The following is a 17,920-nucleotide window of genomic DNA, read 5'->3' as shown; positions in this document are numbered from 1 at the left end:
TATTTCCAGGACAGGTACAGCAGCCAATAACGTTTTTGTGTATGGATGCTCTGGAGATTCATAAAGCTCCTCGCAATCCTTTAATTCAACAATTTTCCCTTTATTCATGACCGCCACTCGATCGCTAATATATTTGACGACACTTAAATCATGAGAAATAAACAAATATGTAAGTGAGAATTTCTTTTGCAGGTCAGCGAGCAAATTCAAAATTTGCGCCTGAACAGACACATCCAGCGCCGAAACTGGTTCATCTAGTACAATCAGCTTCGGCCTAATAATTAGCGCTCTCGCAATCCCGATGCGCTGCCTCTGCCCGCCGCTGAACTGATGGGCATAGCGATTTCCAAAGCCAGAACCTAGGCCGACAACATCAAGCATCTCTGCCACCTGTTGTTTTCGATCTTCCTTTGTACCGATTTTGTGGACAATGAGCGGTTCTTCCAATATGTCCTTGATTCTCATCCGTGGATTTAAAGAAGCATAAGGATCCTGGAAGATCATTTGAAAATGCCTCCTCATCGTTCGGAGTTCATTCTGTTTCAGATCGAGCAGTTTTTTGTCTGAAAATACGATTTCACCCGCTGTCGCTTCGGTTAAACGCAAGATGGTTTTTCCAAGTGTCGACTTTCCTGAACCGGATTCTCCCACAATTCCGAGAGTCTCGCCTTCATAAACGGAAAATGATACATCATCCAGTGCTTTGATGTCTTGATTTGCCTTGCTGAAAATGGGTTTTTTCGCCGAATAATATTTTTTAAGATGTTGTACCTTCAGCAATTCTTTTTTCAAGCTGCTCGCCTCCTTCTTCAACAAGAAAACAGCGTGCCAATTGTCCTGTATCCGCTTTATATAGAGGTGGTTCCGCTTGGAAGCAGCGATCAAAGCTTAACGGGCACCTCGGCGCAAATGTGCAGCCTTTTTTTATCGATCCTGGCTTCGGGACGTTTCCTTCTATGGAATAGAGCTTTTTCTTCTTGCTCTCTAACGTCGGTATAGATTGAAAAAGCCCTTGCGTATATGGATGCTTCGGATGCTTAAAAATCGTTTTTACATCGCCTTCCTCTACAATCCGTCCTGCATACATAATCGCTACCCTTTGACACACATTCAGGACAACGCCCAGATCATGCGTGATGAGCATAATTGCTGTCCCGAGCTGTTCATTCATTTGCTTCAGCAATTTTAATATTTGCGCTTGAATCGTCACATCGAGTGCTGTTGTCGGCTCATCGGCAATCAGCATCTTAGGATCACACATTAGGGCCATAGCGATCATAATCCTTTGTCTCATTCCGCCGGATAATTCATGGGGGTATTGTTTTAATAGCTGCGCGGGTCTTGGCAAACCAACGATTTCCATCATTTCTACCGCTTTTTGCTGAGCAGCCTTTTTAGAGATCTTCTTATGTATGGTGACTGATTCTGTTAACTGATCTCCAATTGTAAAAAGGGGATTTAATGAAGTCATAGGTTCTTGAAATATCATTGAGAATTCATTGCCGCGGATTTTTCTCCATTGTTTCTCTTTTAAAGAAAGCAGGTTTTGTTTCCCAAAAAGAACTTGTCCCGTCACAGTCATCTGCTGATTTAACCCCATCATTGATAATGAGGTTACGCTCTTCCCGCATCCTGATTCTCCGACAATTCCCAGAATCTCACCTTTGTTTACACTAAACGATACATCTTTAACTACCTGAGTCAGCTTATTCTTTTTTCCAAATGCTGCAGATAGGCTTTTCACTTCAATGACTTTTTCCGCGGTCAAATTTACCACCTCTTTGTATGCCAATCTGACTATGTATTAGCTTTCGCCTCTCTTTCAATCAACCCTGTATTAAAATAATATACAAAAACAATGAAATCAGTGTAGAGTTCTGGAAGGTATTCTGACGACCAATTTCAAATTTTAAGAATTTTCGCTATTTTTTTCATATTCTATTATAAGCAATTTATCTTGTCAATAACTATATTTATATAACACCAAATAAAGTAAACTTCAATCAGTGGGGTTTCGACGCTTAGGATATGCTAGTGAAGGCGCCCGCACAGGACGCCTAAGTAATTAGCCTTCGTACATTCATCCCCCACTGATTGTTAGTTGAAGCCAACCCTAGCTTTTACGGGAAGTTATCCCTCACCTAGGAAGGATTACTTGTTTACACTCATAACCCTTTAGGTGATGGTCTTACTGCCCGTTAATGCGGGATAAAAAAAACCTGATTACTCAGGTTTTTAATTTAATGTTTGGATTGTAAATAAGTGCTGATACGCTCCCGGTTTTCTCATTAATTCTTCATGAGAACCGGATTCGACAATTTTCCCGTCTTCAATGACGACAATTTTGTCTGCATGAGTAATCGTTGATAATCTGTGGGCAACGATAAAAGTCGTGCGATCCATCGCCAGCTTTTCCATCGCTTCCTGAATATAATGCTCGCTTTCCAAGTCGAGTGCCGACGTTGCTTCATCCAAAACCAAGATCGTTGGATTTTTTAAAAATACTCTTGCAATGGAGATACGCTGCTTTTGTCCGCCTGAAAGCTTCACTCCCCGTTCGCCAACCTTCGTATCATAGCCTAAGGGGAATTTACTGATGAATTCATGGGCGTTTGCAGCTTTAGCAGCAGCAATGATTTCTTCCTCTGTAGCATCCGGCTTTCCGATTGTAATATTCGACCGAATGGAATCGCTAAATAAAAAGGTGTCCTGAAGTACCATTCCAACTTGGTTTCTTAAGCTTTTTGCCTCGTAATCTCTGACGTCAACCCCATCGACCGTAATGCTGCCTGATGTGACATCATAAAACCTCGGAATAAGACTGACCAATGTCGATTTTCCGCCGCCGCTCATTCCGACAAGCGCCACTGTCTCTCCTCTTTTTACGTGTAATGACAGACCGTCCAGCACAGGAGCTTCGTTTTTGTCATACTGAAACGAGACTTCCTTAAATTCGACCTCTCCAGAAATATGATCTGCCTTCAATGCATTAGGCTTGTCTGTCAAATCATAGGGCTCATCAATAAATTCAAATACTCGATCCATTGAAGCAATCGACTGTGTGAGAGTTGTAGATGAATTGATCAGCCTTCTAAGCGGATTGTACATTCGTTCAATATAACCGACAAAAGCGACCATTGTTCCTACTGACAGATTTCCATTTATGACAATGTATCCTGAAACGGCAATAACAATTAGAGGGGCCAAATCTGTAATCGTATTAACAACTGCAAACGTCTTTGCATTCCAGCTCGTATGATCCGTTGCCCGATCTAGAAAATTTCTGTTTTCCTCGTCGAACTGTTTCTGCTCATAATCTTCAATGGCAAAGCTTCTGATCACGGGCATTCCTTGAACTCTCTCATGCAGATGGCCCTGTACCTCTGCTAAAGCCTGGGACCGGTCTCTCGTCAATATTCGCAGCCTTCCGTAAAAATATTTAACTGACAACACGTAAAGCGGAAAAAGAATAATTGAAATCAAAGTGAGTTTCACATCAAGAGTGAGCATAATCACGATAGCAATGAGGATCGTCACCATATCCAGCCAGACGTTCATTAATCCGATAATGACGAAATTTTTCGTTTGCTCTACGTCGTTAATGACCCGGGAAATAATTTCTCCTGCCCGTGTATTGGCATAGTAGCGAAGACTCAGCTTTTGTATATGATCAAACAATAAATTTCTTAGATCATATAAAATTTTATTGCCGGTCCATTGAGCATAGTATTGCCGATAATATTCGACAGGCGGGCGCAAGATAAGAAAAACAGCGAACATAATCCCCATCACTGTCAGCAGTGATGCCGTTTTTCCAGAACTTGAACCGTCTCCTCCAATGATATCGTCCACTACATATTTCAGCAGCAACGGCATGGCAAGCGGGATTGAAAATTTAACAATGCCAATTAATATTGTGAAGGCAATCTGACATTTGTATGGTTTCACAAATTCCAAATAACGCCGAATGACTCTCACATGGTAACCTCCTCTATCTGTATGGTATGTGAGTAACTAATTTTACACTGATAAAAACCTGTTGTTCTAAGGACAACAGGTTTCCCTGAGACTATTTTGCATAATGCAAATAACGTTCGTACCACATGTCGACAAATTCTGGTGCAAATGGGCCTTTTCTTTGATGGATCCAGTGCAGCAGAGTATTTAAATTGTTTTTCAAGATCGCATCAATTTCCTTTGGATAGTTCATTGCAGTTTTATGGTCACTGTATTCATCTTCATCTAAAATATGGTAAGTCATATCAGGATATACCTTTACATCTAAATCATAGTCGATATATTTTAAGGCATTTTCTTCATACACGAACGGTGAACTTATATTGCAATAATAATAAACACCATCTTCTCTAAGCATGCCTATTACATTGAACCACTGATGGGCATGGAAATAACAGATTGCCGGCTCCCTTGTTATCCAGGTTCTCCCGTTAGCTTCAGTCACAGTTGTTCTGTCATTTCCACCGATGACACAGTTTTCCGACCCTTTTAATATTGTTGTTTCACTCCATATTCTATGAATGCGTCCATTGTGTTTAAAGCTATGAATTTGTATGGTTTCTCCTTCCTTGGGAAAAGCCATTTTTTCCTCCCCTTCTTTCTCTATGAAACCAGTTGCTTCGATTCTTTTTTGGCACCTTCTTTTTCCTATTATAACTTTAGAAAATAAAAATTGAAAATAAAAGAGCTATTCCTTGTTTAGGAACAGCATATCTGTTTATTTCTTATAAAGAAGATGGTTCCTCCAACTTTTGAAAGGTCATGATCACTTGCTTAGTCTGTTTCTGAAATAATTCTTGAATTTCGTCAAGTTCCCTCTTTTTACAAGCAATTTCCTTCTGCAAAGCTTCCAATTCTTCCATTTCTCCTAATGCCGTTAATGTTTTTTCAAACTCCTGACACCTTTCAATATCACTTTGCAATGCTAACAGCTTATCCATAATCTTCATTTGCCTGCCCACTAATTCTTCAAAAACAGCCATGTATTACCTCCTCCTATACCGCTCCTATTTCTTTCCTATTATTCAGTTCGTTATACATGACACGATTCCTTTGACGCTTTATGTAGGACTTTTAGAAGTTTTGTCAGATGTTTTCTGGTCATATAAAAAAAGCACTTCAGCCGAATGACGAAGTGCTTTTTCTTAATTGCTCTTTATTTTTTGTTTTGTTCAGCTTTTTGGTTTTGTTGCTTTACTTGTTGAGCATTTGTTTCACTTGCAAATTCAGTACCAAACTGTCCTTGTCCTTGTGCAGCAGCTTGGTTTTGTTTTTTAACTTGTTGAGCGTTAGTTTTGCTTGGTTGTTGTTGTTTAGCCATCGTTATATCACCTCCACAAAGATTAATTTGCGCAGGAGACAATCAGGCTATACATGATTTCTAAAAAAATCAGACAAGCATCGATCTGCCGCCGTCAACAATAATTGTTTGCCCGCGAATCATTTCAGCCTGAGGGGAAATCAAAAATTCAACGGCATTAACCATATCTTCGATTTCAACCATTCGTCCTGCCGGCGTATTGTTGCGCGCATCCTCCAAAAGCTCTTCCCTGTTCGGAAAAGATTTCAGGGCATCTGTATCGATTGCACCGCCGGATACGGCATTGACGACGATATTTTTTTCAGATAGCTCTACTGCCAAGTATCTCGTTAAAGCTTCTAGAGCCGCCTTGGAGACGCCGACAGTCGTATAGTTTTTCAAATAACGGATCGATCCGAGTGAGCTGATGCTGACAATAGCACCGCCGCTCGTTTTTTCCATTAGCTTTGCCGCTTCTTGTCCGCAGAAAAGAAGCGCCTTGGCATTAATGTTCATCGTCCAGTCCCAGTGGCTTTCTTCAAGTTCCATCACGGGGCGCAAAACGCCTGAAGCGGCATTGTTGACAAAAACATCAAGCCTGCCGAATTCATTTTCAATCTCTTCGAACAAGGCTTTTATTTTTTCGGGCTGACCGACATTTGCTCTTACAACTAATGCTTTTACACCCAGCTTTTCAATTTCCTCAGCTGTTTCAAGTGCAGCTTTCTTACTTCTCGCGTAGTTGATAACGATATTATATCCTTTTGCAGCCAAACGCAATGCAACGGCTTTTCCAACTCCTCTGCTGCTGCCAGTTACAAGAGCACATTTTCTTTCTTCCATAAAAACACATCTCCTAAAAAGTATATTTACATTCGTGTCCGTTTAAAATAAGCCTGAAAAAATGTATTAATTCAGGGAGGCTATTCACCGTGTATGTAGGACGTGACTTCAGCGAGTTAACAATGGTATCTAAAAAGGATTGGAAGGACACGGAGCTCGCTTACTTTCATCATGCCTTCCAACAAATTATGCCTTATCTGAACCAAGAAGGGCAAATGATCTACAAGGAAGTTATAAATGAAATCGAGGAAAGAGGCGGGCTTCACAGAAATGAAGCAGATTATACCCACGGTACGTCGATAACATTTGATTAGGCAGGATGACTTATCTTCTGTCTAATTCATACATATTCCGAATTTTTTGATGGGAAACTGGAAATGCATATCTTTCCATCTCTTCCCTAGTTACTTTTCTTAACGACGTGTCTTCCCTGCAATGCTTTATTGTGCCAAAATACACAGAAATATTCCATACAAGGTGGGTAAAAATATGTTCAACAACACCTTGTATTTCACCGATATCAGCTTCTACCCCGAATCCATCCTTTAGAAAATCAGTTAATTGCTCTCGTTCTGTCTTATTCCCCTTTTCCGTTTCCAAATTAGCAAATTCCCACAAATTGGCCAACAGGCCGGAAGAAGGGCGTTTATGAATATAATAATTGCCATCTTCATCTTTCAGTACTGCTGCAGCAAGACTTTTTACCGCGGGCTTTTTCTTTTTGCTTTTGACAGGGAGCTCCCGTTCATAACCGCCTGCAAATGCGTTGCAATGAGCTTGAACAGGGCATAGCATGCACGAAGGGGATTTCGGGGTACAGATTATCGCCCCAAGCTCCATTAAGCCTTGGTTAAATTCGGATGGTTTTTCTTTTGAAATCATTTGTTCAGTTGCATAATCAAATATTTTTCTCGTTTTCGCCTTCGCAATATCATCCCATATCCCAAGTATTCTCGAGACGACTCTCATCACATTTCCGTCAACTGCGGGGATAGGAAGCTGATAAGCAATACTAAGAACAGCACCTTTCGTATATGGGCCAACACCCTTCAAACTGCCGAATTCCTCTGTGGAACGGGGAATTGTTCCTCCGTATTTTTCAGCCACTTCTTTTACTGCACTTTGTAAATTACGGACACGTGAGTAGTATCCCAATCCTTCCCAAGCCTTTAAAACCTTTTCTTCATCTGCCTCGGCCAAAGCTTGGACTGTAGGAAATTGCTTCGTGAAATTTTCGAAATACGGGATAACTGTTTCTACCCTCGTTTGCTGAAGCATGACTTCAGATACCCAAATTTTATAAGGATCTTGATCCAGTCTCCATGGCAGACTTCTTTTTTCCCTTTCGTACCAGTTGATTAAATCAGTTTGAAAATTCTCGATATTTATTGCAATTAGTTTATCTACAATGTTCTCCATTCTAAAACTCCTTGTTAACAATCTTAACTATAATGAAACTTTTTTATGTGCACGATTTGTTGTAAACTAAACACATATACGATAATATGTTACATTAAAAGCATTTGAAGAAAAAGCGAAAATGAACAATACCAAGAAATTCCCCCGATCGATTCATACAGGAGGTTTTCAATGGATACTGGCACTCACGTAGTCATGGGTATAGGGCTTGGAGGAATGGCAACATTGGATCCCGCAATCGGATCAAATCCTTCATTGGCACACGCTGTGATGCTTGCAACCTTAATAGGTTCACAGGCTCCTGATGTGGATACCATCTTAAAGTTAAAAAACAATGCTGTTTATATACGAAACCACAGAGGGTTTACCCATTCCATACCGGCAGTGGCGGCCTGGTCATTGCTCATTCCGGGTATCCTTTATTTATTTTTTCCGGAAGCGAGTTTCTTCCATTTATGGCTTTGGTCATTTATTGCTGTTGTATTACATGTATTTGTTGATATTTTTAATGCATATGGTACACAAGCAGTCCGCCCGTTTTCAAAAAAGTGGGTAGCCTTAGGCATAATTAATACATTTGACCCGTTTATTTTTTTGAGCCATATCGTCGCGATTTTAATTTGGTACGCCGGCGGGCATCCAGGCTTCACCTTTTTGGGTCTCTACATTATATTAGCCGGATATTACGGGCTCAGGATTTTCATGCAGCACCAAATTAAACAAAAGCTTCATGAAAAGTATGGCGATATCGAAGAAATTATCATTTCTCCAACAATGAAATTTAAACAATGGAGAATTGCAGTAAAAACAAAATCATCCTTTCACGTCGGCCGCTGCATGGACGGAAAGCTTGTCATGCTCGATACGTTTAACCGTGTCCCTGTACCTGACTCAGCTATTATGAAGGCTGCTAAAAAAGATGATAATTTATCTGCCTTCCTCTCTTTTTCTCCCGTATACAAATGGGAAGTCGATACGTATAAGGACCATTATGAAGTTAAATTTATTGACTTAAGATACAGAAGCAAAGGGCATTATCCATTTGTCGCAATCGTACGGATGGATAAGGAATTAGAAATTCTGTCCTCCTATACGGGATGGATTTTCAGTGAAGAAAAACTGCAAAAAAAATTAAAACTTGGCTCAGTTTAAGAGCCAAGTTTTTTTATTCTTCTGCAGTAGAATAAAGCTAAAAGCAGAAAAACTGCTGATACAGCTAAAGTAAGCTTGAGGAATGGCGGATAATAGGTAAGTTCTATGTTATTCTCACCACTTGCAATCGGTATGCCAATAAAGGAATAATTAGCTTTTTCTAACTCCCCTTTCTTTCCGTTAACTGTAACCTCCCATCCTTTTTCATAAGGCACAGGGATGACCATAAAACGGTCATTTTTTTCATTTTTCAAGTTGATATTGAGCTTATTCTTGTTCCAGTTGATCCTCGCTTCAGGGGGACTCTCCTCTTTCTTCTCTTCAAGAAGTTCATAGGATTCTGCATAAAGCTTCAGATCCTCTAGCTTATACTCCCCTTTTGGCAAACGGATCGATATCTTCTCTTGAGCAGGCACCCGAATCGTTAGTTGATTTACGCCTGTTTTATATATCGATTTATTCGATTTCCTGGACGTTTCGTATTGATTGACTCTCAATTCATAGAGCTCATCTGCCGCTTTATTTTCTAAATGGAAGCTGATATAGTAATCCTCTGCCTTGTTGGCATCTTGATCAGGAACGATAACATCAATTCCTCCTCGATCTCCGGTGACGGAAAGATCTCCGTTCTCATAGGTTGCATCGACCGTTTTCAGCTCAGAGTCTCCGATGATGTTATTTACTTGAGGTGGCTTTGCTTCATCATCGGCATTCTCCAGTACAATCCCTTCAAGCATAGCATGCTCCCTCGCAAGCGGAGGAGCATTTTTTAAAGAGTCCTCGGAATATGCTGTATTTTCCGTTCGGACAAACGGCAGCAGATTTGTGTTTTCATATGCTTCATAGTGTTTGTTTTCAAGCACCTTTGAAAAGCCGTAAGGGACATCTCCTGTTTTCCCGTTTTTCCCCTTTATAAAATACTTTCCGTAAAAGATGCTGTGCAAATTAGTGCGGTCTCCAAGACCAGCATATCTGCTTACGCTTTCTCTCTTCATATCTATATTCAGATCATACCAATACAGCTCAAGCAAGTCTCTGTTTAAAATACTTGAATATACGCTAAAGCCATTAAAATTCTGGATGATCGGCGTATTGTTTCTAGTATCTGTCATCCAGTCAATCCTTGCAAACGGGTCAGGATCACGGTCTTTTATTTCATTAATAAGCTGGCGTTGCTCATCTCCATCATACTCTTCACTATTTATGTAGGATTTTGATACTTTATATAAGTCTCCTACATTCCATAAAGTATGTTCTTGATAAGTGTTCACTGTAAAAATGCTTATTAAGATAACCGCCATTTGCAAAATGACAGGAAAGCGCCGGATTTTATTAAAGGCATATAAGATAAAGACAGCGATTATTGCAATAGCATAGATAACCATGTCAGTTTTTAGATCTTGTTCGCTCGCATCAAACAAAATATAGATCCAACGGGCAATAAGATAAATAAACAATCCAATAGACGCCGCAACAAGAACGCTTTTTTTCCCGACTTTAGAAAGCATTGTCATTCCTGCTGCCACTGCTCCGCCGATTGTAAATGACAATAGATATTCAAAGCGGTATTGAGGCGCTGATAAGCCATTAAATGCACTGGCAGCCATTGGGCTAAAATGAAGAAATATCAGCAAACCGCTTATCGATACAAATAATAGATACGTTCTGTTTTTGTAAAAGGAAAAAATAAATAGAAACAGAACAAATACAGCTGGCAAAACGATCGTACGGCTAGAAAAAAGAATATCATCTGATAATGCGAACCAATTAATCTTCTGATCATAGGCAGGCCGGAGATTATGTAAAAAACCGTATACAGATGTTACAAAAGAAAAAGCGCTGATGCCAAATGACAAAATAACGGAAACTGTATATAGCTTCAGCTGCTCCCACAGCGTGGCTTCATTTTCATCAATTTTTATAACATATCGGAAAACAGCGTATATGAATAGAAAAATTAGGTTTATGTATGCAAAATAAAAATTATTAATTAAGGTAAGCGAGCATGCAACGATTAATAATGCAGGCTTTCTTTCACGGATCACCCGTTCTGCACCTAGTACAAGCAATGGAACCCACAAAAAAGCGTCAGTGAAAAATTCCCAAAAACCCGTATGACGGAAATATATGACGGACAGTCCGTAAATACACGCCCCGGTAAAGGCAGCCAGTTTATTTTTTACCAGCTGGTAAAAGGCAAACCAGGCAGTCATTATAATAAATGCGAGCTTTCCTATGCTGATAAACACAGCAGATTGTGCCCAAAACAACGCATCAGGCTGGCCAATGATCGACAATGATTGCAAAAGAAATACAACTGCTACTGTCAGAATAAAAAACATCGAGGTTGTAAAATAATACCCCAGCTGGCTGAATATCCCTCCGCCCATTCCGAAAGAGTAGGAATAGAAGAAGTTTCCTTGCGTAAATTCTTCATATAAAAGCTTTTTAAATGTCACAATCTGCGATAACCCATCATTCGGGCCAACCATATATCTGCCGTTCCGCCACTCCGTCAGAAAAAAAGAATGGGCCAGTATGGAAATGAAGATGCTGCAAATCGCAACGATCCATCCTGTTTTTTTATTCATGCGGCCTCCTCGTTTTTTTCTTTTTTTAATATTTTCCCTGTTACAATATAAGTTACTGGGACTGTAATAAATAAAGCAGCTATTGGCGCAATCACACTCGACAGAGAAAAAACGTCGACAAATACATAGATCAATATAGAAGACATAATGACGTTAAACAATTGAGTGAGCGGAAATTGCAAAAATTTTGCTAAAGTTGGTTTCGTTTTAAACGTAAAAAAACAGTTCAGAAAAAAAGATATGACAAGGCTGATGACGAAACCCGTTAGATGGGCTGCCATATAATCGAAATGCGCCAGCTTAAGCAAAGAAAGATAAATCAAATAATAGGTGCCTGTATTTATTCCTCCGACAATGACAAATCGAAAAAATTCAAAGTTTATTTTTTTCATTTTTTTCCTCGTAGACAGTATTTGCTTCGTTTATTAGATAATGCGGGCGTTTCTTGGTCTCATAGTAAATTCTTCCGATATATTCGCCAATAACTCCAAGGCTTAATAACTGGATTCCGCCCAGGAAAAGTACAGCCGAAATAATTGTAAAATATCCGGGTACCGAGATTCCATCCTGCAATATTTTAACAAATGCGAACATGATATAAAATATTGACAGAAGAAGTATAAAAATACCAGCATAAAAACATACTCGTAATGGACGATTGTTAAATGATACGACTCCGTCAATGCCGTAATTAAATAAATTTCGTATCGACCATTTCGTTGTCCCGTTCTTCCGTTCGACATTTTCATAATAAATCGTTTTTTGCTCAAAACCAATCCAGCAAAACAGCCCCTTCGAAAAGCGGTTGCCTTCATTTAATTTGAGCAAAGCTTCAACCGCTTTTCTGCTTAGCAGGCGAAAATCGCCGACCCCGTCACGCAAGTCGACTTCAACCGCTTTGTTAATAAAGCGGTAATACATTGATGAAAGGTATGACCGGAATGGGCTGTCCCCTTTTCTGTTCCTCTGGGCTACGACCTGATCGAATCCCTCTTCATATCCATAAATAAAGTCCTTTAGCAAATAGGTTGGATGTTGAAGATCAGCATCCATCACAATGACAGCCTCTCCGGAAGCATGCTGCAGACCGGCAAGAATCGCTGGCTCTTTCCCGAAATTTCTTGAGAAGGATATATATTTTACTCTTCTGTCGATCCTCGATAATTCTTTCATTTCGTACAACGTATTGTCGGAGCTTCCATCATTTACATACAGAATTTCGCAATTATATTGAAAAGCATCAAATTCCTCGATTAATGCATCGTAAATTAACCTGACATTCTCCGCTTCATTATAGGATGGAATAACAATGGATATGATTCCGTTTTTCATAAATCCACCTTCTTTTGACTCACTTACAGATTGAAAAATCTTCGAGCCATTTTTTGACCGTTTCTTCAATTCAATTCATTCCTTATTGTAAAGCATAATAAGCGTACATAGTTGTAAAGAATTTGTGAATGCCTTTTTAGTATTTGCCTTTACATTATTTTTACGCGAGATATTTCGGCAACACAATAGCCCCCCTCACCAAGTGACGGGAGACTGACACTTTTAAGCTTAATGAAGCAGATAGTCATCAGAATTAAAAATATCTTTATATTTGGGATGATTGGATGGAAACAAATGCAGCTGGCTTCCATAGCTTTCTATCCACTCCAAAACCACGCGCTCAGTAGCGTCTTTTCCTTTATATTTCTGTCCGGCTTTTGCATAGGTCGATTCAAAATCCTCCCACAGAAGCTCTACCCATGTACGTGCCTGAGCATAGCTCAGCATGTCATTTTTCTCTAAAAGAGCTGCCGTCAGCTTTTCAAAGTAGGTGTTCATGTCCCTTACCTCCTTTTTGCAGGAAAAAACTTTCACTGTATTAAACCATTGTACTCCATATAATAACCTTACGTCTTCTTATATGAAGACGCAACAATTAACTAGGGTGGGATGGACCAATGAGAAACAAAGCAAAGGATTTCCCCAATTTAAATACAAGCAACTTTGAAGGGGCACCCCGCCCACTAGATAATTATGCCTCAAAACGTCCTGATGGTTCAACGAATACCCGACCGCAAGAACGAATGCGGGCTTCCGGGAAGGATTGACAAGAAAAGGAGAAGTTCCGAGTAACATAGGAATTCTCCTTGTTCTTATTTCACCAAAAGAGAAATTGGCACTGCCTCCTCCTTTTCAGGGGTTTCACGGCGAAACCCCCAAGCGAACACGCCATTAAGATACTTCACAAAAAATTCCTCATTTGAACCTTCAATCTTATAGTTCGTTTGTGTCTTAATGTTTTCAGGATTCAATAAATACGATTTTGCCATTGCTATTTTTCTTTCGAGTACAGAAAATTCGTTAATAATCCCCAGCTGCTCTGCTTTCCTCGCTTTCTCAGCAAGCGCCGCAATTTCTGTCTTCAATTCATATTCCGACATTTCACTATATCTTTTCTCCATGATCTTCCCTCTTTTCTAAAAAGCTTTCGATCATGTCAGCGTCGAAGCCTTTGCGAAATAAAAATTGCTTGACCTTCATTTTTTTTTCAAATGTCCCATCGTACTTATATTTCTTCATTGCTTTTTCAGCATGAAGAGTTAGTACCTCTTGTTCTTCCTCTTCATTATTTTCAAACTCAATCTCATCGAGAACCGCATTGATCACATCAAACGGGAAACCCTTTCTGGCAAGCTGCTGTTGAATCAGCTGGCTCGTTTCCTTCGTGGACACCTTTTTTCCTTTTTTTAAAAATTTTTGGGTGAGAACCTTTGCCTCTTCCATCTGGTCTTCAAAAGAAAACGTCTGTAAAGCATCCGTGATCGCTTCCTCGGAAACCCCTTTTTCTTTAAGCTCTCTTTTTAGAACTGCCGGACCTTTACGATTAGTTTTCCGATGGGTGCTTACGTACGCTTCGGCAAAAGACGCATCATTTAAATAATTTAACTCCTTGAGCCTGTAGATGATTTCAGTTGAAGCCGAGAAAGAAACTTCTTTTTTAGCAAGAAAATCTCTTACTTCTTTTTCCGACCTCATTCGAAAGGATAAATAGCCAATCGCTTTGTGGAATCCCTTTTTTACGTCATCCGCAAACCGAATTTCTTCAATTTGCAAATCATCAAGTTCCTTGCCTTTTCGCAAATTAAATTGTGCCACAACATCCAATTCAACACTGAAGGCGTACTTATTATCGAGAAAAACATTAACACGATCTTTGTTTTTTTCCTGTGCTGATATTTTTGTAATATAGGCCACTTTTACACCCCCAATCAAATGCGTTTTATTCTGATTAAGAACTGTCATAATAGGGTAAGGTCATATAGTTAGGATGGGAGCGGTCTTTTATGAATATTGCAATTACGGGCGGTACAGGTTTTATAGGAGAACATCTGACAAAAACTTTGACCACTCGCGGGCATCATGTTTATATTTTAACAAGAAATCCAAAGAAAGCCGAAGAAAATGTTACATACGTCAAGTGGGTAACAGATGATTCGGCTCCTGAAAGCAGCCTTCCAGACATCGATGCTTGGATTAATCTGGCAGGAAAATCAATCTTTACACGTTGGACGAGAAAAAATAAAGACGCAATTCTCACCAGCAGGATTCAAGCAACTAGAGAAGTCAAACGCTTAATTGAGGCCAATGAGAAAAATCCGGCTGTCCTTATCCAAGCGAGTGCAGTGGGGATTTACGGCACCTCAATTGAAAACACCTTTACAGAGGATTCTGTTACCTCAAATGAAGATTTCTTAAGCCATGTTTCTCACAAATGGGAAGAGGAAGCAAGACAAATTGAAAGCCTTGGAATCCGGACAGTCTATACAAGATTCGGCATTGTCCTGGGAGCAAACGGCGGATCGCTGCTAATGATGAAGCTGCCCTATATATTTTTTGGTGGCGGGCCTATCGGATCCGGCAAGCAGTGGTTATCCTGGATACATGTAGACGATGCTTGTGACCTGATCATGAATGCCATCAGCAGGCAGGATATCTCTGGCCCACTAAACATTACGTCCCCGAATCCCATAGAGATGAATGAATTGGGTCGATCGATTGGTTCTGCTATGGGCCGCCCTCATTGGTTAAAGGCGCCTGCTCCTTTGCTCCAGCTTGCACTTGGCGAAATGAGCATGATGATTTTGAAGGGCCAGCGTGTCCTTCCAAAAAAAGCTTTATTGCAGGACTACAATTATAATTTCCCTCATATAAATGAAGCCCTCGATAATCTCATACAATCATAGTAACGTCACGAATTGATTGGAGATGCCAAATGAGCGAAAAGCTTTTATTCAAAAGGGGAAATTTGTATCCAATAACGGGGAAGCCTCTTTATGAGACCGATTTACTCGTGCAAAATGGCAAAATTGCTGAGATCAGCCGATCCATAACAATAGAATCAGCAGACCGGATTATAGATTGTAAAGATAAATATATTTTCCCAGGCCTGATTGACGTCCACACCCATATTGGCTTATATGACGAAGGAACGGGATGGGCTGGCAATGACGCCAACGAATCGATTGAACCAATTACGCCGCATATCAGGGCGTTGGACAGCTGCCACCAATTCGATCCGGCATTTAAAGATGCAATAAAGCACGGGATTACCGCTGTTCATATCATGCCCGGAAGCTCAAATGTCATCGGCGGTACAACTTCTGTCATTAAAACAGCCGGTACAACACTTGAAGAAATGATGGTAAAAGAAACTGCGGGACTTAAAATTGCATTTGGCGAAAATCCTAAACGAATACACAGCCATGGGGCAAAGGAATCCATTACTAGAATGGGCATTATGGGGATGCTGAGAGAAGCGTTTTACTCTGCTCAAAAAAATGCGGAATGTGATTTCAGACAGCTGCCAATTTTACAAGCATTGGAGCGAAAAATTCCGGTGCGAATCCACGCTCATCGCGCCGATGATATTATGTCGGCGATTCGATTCAGTGAAGAATTTAACCTCGATTACCGGATTGAGCATTGTACGGAAGGACATCTCATTACAGCTGTTCTCGCCGAAAAAAAAGCGAAGGTCAGCATCGGACCAACTTTGACAAGGCGGTCAAAAGTCGAGCTGAAAAATAAGAGCTGGTCCACCTATCGTATCCTGGCTGAAGCAGGCGTAGACATCTCAATTACAACCGACCATCCTTATACTCCGATTCAATACTTAAATATTGCGGCTTCTATTGCAGTCAGAGAAGGTATGGATGAACAAAGTGCGTTGGAAGGCATTACGATCAACCCAGCCAGAAATTTAGGAATTGACGATCGGTTAGGCAGCCTTGAGCCCGGAAAAGATGCGGATTTATCTGTTTGGAACGGGCACCTTTTTCACTATCTTGCCAAGCCTGTCTTAACTTTGATTAATGGAAAAATCGTGTTTCAATCCGCAAGTCAAACTTTGTAATATTACGTCGTAAAATATTTACAAAAAAGGTGTATCATTTTTTCTTTTATTCGAGTACTATAATTTTGAACTGATTTATTTTCTAATGTCAATTGAATCAGGGAAGGCAAATGGTGAGCCACCGCACGACGGTTCTAGTGGGTTCGATTCCCACCCCGAAATTTTTTTATTTTTATTTTAGAAAAGCATTCCTTAAAGGGATATACCTTTTCTTTGATTTGAAAAAATTTCGAGGGTGGAAAGAGTCACTTATACCGGCTGTGACTACCCTCGGTGTTATGGAGGGAGCCCATGCTAAAAAAACGTGAAATCACTGACAGCCACGCGCTTTATGAATTAATGATTGACCCGCAAATTTTCCCATATGTCCGCTATAAAGCGGAATCAATGGAAGAATATATGTTTCAAATTAAAAATTTAATCGAGGCCGAAGAGCAAGGCAAACTCATCTCCCGTACGATTATTGACGAATGGGGAACGCCGATTGGTTCGATCAGCCTTTTTGACATAGTTGATAAAGCAGGTTTTTTAGCAACCTGGCTCGGAAAGCCGTATCACGGAAAAGGCTATAATCAGCCTGCAAAGGAACAATTTTTTAATGAGCTTTTTTACGAGAAAGACATTGAAACAATTTTTATGAAAATCCGCAAGACAAATGTCCGCTCGCTTAAAGCTGCTGAAAAGCTTCCGTATGTCTTAAAAGCAGATGAGTCGAGAAAAGCCTTGCTTGATCAAATTAACCAAGGACTGGACGTTTACCATCTGTTTGAGATTCCAAAGGATTTATATACATTGCATCTACTCAGAATTCAACAGGAACAAGAGGAAGAGCAATTAAAAGAAGCGTAAACCGAAATCGCCCGATAGCAGCGGGTGGTTTTTTTTATTCAGTTCAAGATTTATCAAATGACAGGTGATACACCCTTCCCTTGTTCAATCCACTGTATGTGAGATTCATGGATTGCATGATTCTCTTTGCGACCGCGGATGATTGCAAGTCCAAATAGTCTCTTAGCTCGTGATTCGTTATTGTCGAATTTATCAGCAGCGAATAATCTTTTAGCGGTTGAATATGGGCATCCTGGGTTTTGCTGAGACACTTTTCGCAAATCCAAGTTCCATGCGTCCTTAATAAGGGCCTGTGATTGCAATGGAGACATACTGCTCCTTTTAAAATTTCTGCTTTTTTTATTT

The 17,920-nt window shown here is 40.1% G+C and carries 19 protein-coding genes and 2 pseudogenes; 6 read left to right on the top strand and 15 right to left on the bottom strand.

Features of this window, described 5'->3' with window-relative positions:
• Positions 1-9: 9 nt before the first annotated feature.
• The 7 genes and pseudogenes from AM592_RS01440 to fabL form a co-directional block, all read right to left on the bottom strand.
• A pseudogene (locus AM592_RS01440) lies at positions 10-792 on the bottom strand (ABC transporter ATP-binding protein); the annotation flags it as partial.
• Positions 758-1,768: an ABC transporter ATP-binding protein gene (locus AM592_RS01435; protein ID WP_053602136.1), complete on the bottom strand. Its 1,011-nt coding sequence runs from the start codon at positions 1,766-1,768 to the stop codon at positions 758-760. The pseudogene AM592_RS01440 and the gene AM592_RS01435, both read right to left, overlap by 35 nt.
• 467 nt (positions 1,769-2,235) lie before the next feature.
• Positions 2,236-3,978, bottom strand: coding sequence for an ABC transporter ATP-binding protein (locus tag AM592_RS01430; protein ID WP_053602135.1), 1,743 nt, complete (start codon positions 3,976-3,978; stop codon positions 2,236-2,238).
• Between the two features lie 91 nt (positions 3,979-4,069).
• A complete protein-coding gene (gene ntdP, locus AM592_RS01425; protein WP_053602134.1) occupies positions 4,070-4,600 on the bottom strand; it encodes a nucleoside tri-diphosphate phosphatase in 531 nt (176 codons plus the stop codon).
• Between the two features lie 142 nt (positions 4,601-4,742).
• Positions 4,743-5,000 (bottom strand): YgaB family protein, encoded by a 258-nt coding sequence (locus tag AM592_RS01420; protein ID WP_053602133.1) that lies wholly within the window; start codon positions 4,998-5,000, stop codon positions 4,743-4,745.
• A gap of 173 nt (positions 5,001-5,173) precedes the next feature.
• Positions 5,174-5,317 (bottom strand): annotated as a pseudogene (locus AM592_RS01415) (gamma-type small acid-soluble spore protein); the annotation flags it as partial.
• Between the two features lie 90 nt (positions 5,318-5,407).
• Entirely contained in the window at positions 5,408-6,160 is a 753-nt protein-coding gene (gene fabL / locus AM592_RS01410) for an enoyl-[acyl-carrier-protein] reductase FabL (RefSeq protein ID WP_053602131.1), read from the bottom strand.
• 89 nt (positions 6,161-6,249) lie between these two features.
• On the opposite strand from fabL, the gene AM592_RS01405 reads away from it, so the two are divergent.
• On the top strand, positions 6,250-6,474 hold the full coding sequence (locus AM592_RS01405) for a hypothetical protein (protein WP_053602130.1): 225 nt from the start codon (positions 6,250-6,252) through the stop codon (positions 6,472-6,474).
• Between the two features lie 10 nt (positions 6,475-6,484).
• On the opposite strand, the gene mutY is transcribed toward AM592_RS01405, so the two are convergent.
• Positions 6,485-7,579 (bottom strand): A/G-specific adenine glycosylase, encoded by a 1,095-nt coding sequence (gene mutY / locus AM592_RS01400; protein WP_053602129.1) that lies wholly within the window; start codon positions 7,577-7,579, stop codon positions 6,485-6,487.
• Between the two features lie 171 nt (positions 7,580-7,750).
• Between mutY and AM592_RS01395 the strand changes: the two genes are divergently transcribed.
• Entirely contained in the window at positions 7,751-8,731 is a 981-nt protein-coding gene (locus tag AM592_RS01395; RefSeq protein ID WP_053602128.1) for a metal-dependent hydrolase, read from the top strand.
• Here the strand turns inward: AM592_RS01395 and AM592_RS01390 are convergent.
• The 4 genes from AM592_RS01390 to AM592_RS01375 all read right to left on the bottom strand — a co-directional run bounded on the left by AM592_RS01390 (position 8,728) and on the right by AM592_RS01375 (position 13,152).
• Positions 8,728-11,322, bottom strand: coding sequence for a YfhO family protein (locus AM592_RS01390; protein WP_053602127.1), 2,595 nt, complete (start codon positions 11,320-11,322; stop codon positions 8,728-8,730). The genes AM592_RS01395 and AM592_RS01390 overlap by 4 nt on opposite strands.
• Positions 11,319-11,714: a GtrA family protein gene (locus AM592_RS01385; protein WP_053602126.1), complete on the bottom strand. Its 396-nt coding sequence runs from the start codon at positions 11,712-11,714 to the stop codon at positions 11,319-11,321. Before AM592_RS01385 ends, AM592_RS01390 begins: the two co-directional genes overlap by 4 nt.
• Positions 11,695-12,654 carry a glycosyltransferase family 2 protein gene (locus AM592_RS01380; protein WP_053605943.1) on the bottom strand — a complete coding sequence of 320 codons (960 nt, stop codon included), beginning with the start codon at positions 12,652-12,654 and terminating at the stop codon, positions 11,695-11,697. Before AM592_RS01380 ends, AM592_RS01385 begins: the two co-directional genes overlap by 20 nt.
• A 228-nt stretch (positions 12,655-12,882) precedes the next feature.
• Complete coding sequence (locus AM592_RS01375; protein ID WP_053602125.1) at positions 12,883-13,152, bottom strand: YfhJ family protein; 270 nt, start codon at positions 13,150-13,152, stop codon at positions 12,883-12,885.
• Positions 13,153-13,271: 119 nt separating this feature from the next.
• On the opposite strand from AM592_RS01375, the gene sspK reads away from it, so the two are divergent.
• Positions 13,272-13,421 (top strand): small, acid-soluble spore protein K, encoded by a 150-nt coding sequence (gene sspK, locus AM592_RS01370; protein WP_053602124.1) that lies wholly within the window; start codon positions 13,272-13,274, stop codon positions 13,419-13,421.
• 45 nt (positions 13,422-13,466) lie between these two features.
• On the opposite strand, the gene AM592_RS01365 is transcribed toward sspK, so the two are convergent.
• Both AM592_RS01365 and recX read right to left on the bottom strand, forming a co-directional pair.
• Positions 13,467-13,775 (bottom strand): YfhH family protein, encoded by a 309-nt coding sequence (locus tag AM592_RS01365; RefSeq protein ID WP_053602123.1) that lies wholly within the window; start codon positions 13,773-13,775, stop codon positions 13,467-13,469.
• Positions 13,759-14,568, bottom strand: a complete 810-nt coding sequence (gene recX / locus AM592_RS01360) for a recombination regulator RecX (protein ID WP_053602122.1) — start codon at positions 14,566-14,568, stop codon at positions 13,759-13,761. The genes AM592_RS01365 and recX overlap by 17 nt, the downstream gene beginning before the upstream one ends.
• Before the next feature lie 89 nt (positions 14,569-14,657).
• Here recX and AM592_RS01355 point away from each other — a divergent pair, with 89 nt between their 5' ends.
• From AM592_RS01355 to AM592_RS01340, 3 genes are all read left to right on the top strand, one after another.
• Complete coding sequence (locus AM592_RS01355; protein ID WP_053602121.1) at positions 14,658-15,557, top strand: TIGR01777 family oxidoreductase; 900 nt, start codon at positions 14,658-14,660, stop codon at positions 15,555-15,557.
• A gap of 29 nt (positions 15,558-15,586) precedes the next feature.
• Positions 15,587-16,726, top strand: a complete 1,140-nt coding sequence (locus AM592_RS01350; protein WP_053602120.1) for an amidohydrolase — start codon at positions 15,587-15,589, stop codon at positions 16,724-16,726.
• Positions 16,727-17,017: 291 nt separating this feature from the next.
• A complete protein-coding gene (locus tag AM592_RS01340; protein ID WP_053602118.1) occupies positions 17,018-17,575 on the top strand; it encodes a GNAT family N-acetyltransferase in 558 nt (185 codons plus the stop codon).
• A gap of 53 nt (positions 17,576-17,628) precedes the next feature.
• Here the strand turns inward: AM592_RS01340 and AM592_RS24460 are convergent, their stop codons facing one another.
• Positions 17,629-17,886 (bottom strand): hypothetical protein, encoded by a 258-nt coding sequence (locus tag AM592_RS24460; RefSeq protein WP_225970316.1) that lies wholly within the window; start codon positions 17,884-17,886, stop codon positions 17,629-17,631.
• Positions 17,887-17,920 lie beyond the last annotated feature (34 nt).

The organism is Bacillus gobiensis, assembly GCF_001278705.1.
GTDB lineage: Bacteria > Bacillota > Bacilli > Bacillales > Bacillaceae > Bacillus > Bacillus gobiensis.
This window is presented reverse-complemented; position numbering and strand designations above follow the sequence as displayed.

What these genes read in the sequence shown, in the direction of transcription:
- AM592_RS01420 (WP_053602133.1), bottom strand. Translation starts at nt 5,000, where the DNA reads ATGGCTGTTTTTGAAGAATTAGTGGGCAGGCAAATGAAGATTATGGAT.
- AM592_RS01355 (WP_053602121.1), top strand. Translation starts at nt 14,658, where the DNA reads ATGAATATTGCAATTACGGGCGGTACAGGTTTTATAGGAGAACATCTG.
- fabL (WP_053602131.1), bottom strand. Translation starts at nt 6,160, where the DNA reads ATGGAAGAAAGAAAATGTGCTCTTGTAACTGGCAGCAGCAGAGGAGTT.
- AM592_RS01380 (WP_053605943.1), bottom strand. Translation starts at nt 12,654, where the DNA reads ATGAAAAACGGAATCATATCCATTGTTATTCCATCCTATAATGAAGCG.
- AM592_RS01385 (WP_053602126.1), bottom strand. Translation starts at nt 11,714, where the DNA reads ATGAAAAAAATAAACTTTGAATTTTTTCGATTTGTCATTGTCGGAGGA.
- AM592_RS01375 (WP_053602125.1), bottom strand. Translation starts at nt 13,152, where the DNA reads ATGAACACCTACTTTGAAAAGCTGACGGCAGCTCTTTTAGAGAAAAAT.
- AM592_RS01365 (WP_053602123.1), bottom strand. Translation starts at nt 13,775, where the DNA reads ATGGAGAAAAGATATAGTGAAATGTCGGAATATGAATTGAAGACAGAA.
- AM592_RS01390 (WP_053602127.1), bottom strand. Translation starts at nt 11,322, where the DNA reads ATGAATAAAAAAACAGGATGGATCGTTGCGATTTGCAGCATCTTCATT.
- sspK (WP_053602124.1), top strand. Translation starts at nt 13,272, where the DNA reads ATGAGAAACAAAGCAAAGGATTTCCCCAATTTAAATACAAGCAACTTT.
- AM592_RS01340 (WP_053602118.1), top strand. Translation starts at nt 17,018, where the DNA reads ATGCTAAAAAAACGTGAAATCACTGACAGCCACGCGCTTTATGAATTA.
- AM592_RS01350 (WP_053602120.1), top strand. Translation starts at nt 15,587, where the DNA reads ATGAGCGAAAAGCTTTTATTCAAAAGGGGAAATTTGTATCCAATAACG.
- mutY (WP_053602129.1), bottom strand. Translation starts at nt 7,579, where the DNA reads ATGGAGAACATTGTAGATAAACTAATTGCAATAAATATCGAGAATTTT.
- ntdP (WP_053602134.1), bottom strand. Translation starts at nt 4,600, where the DNA reads ATGGCTTTTCCCAAGGAAGGAGAAACCATACAAATTCATAGCTTTAAA.
- AM592_RS24460 (WP_225970316.1), bottom strand. Translation starts at nt 17,886, where the DNA reads ATGTCTCCATTGCAATCACAGGCCCTTATTAAGGACGCATGGAACTTG.
- AM592_RS01395 (WP_053602128.1), top strand. Translation starts at nt 7,751, where the DNA reads ATGGATACTGGCACTCACGTAGTCATGGGTATAGGGCTTGGAGGAATG.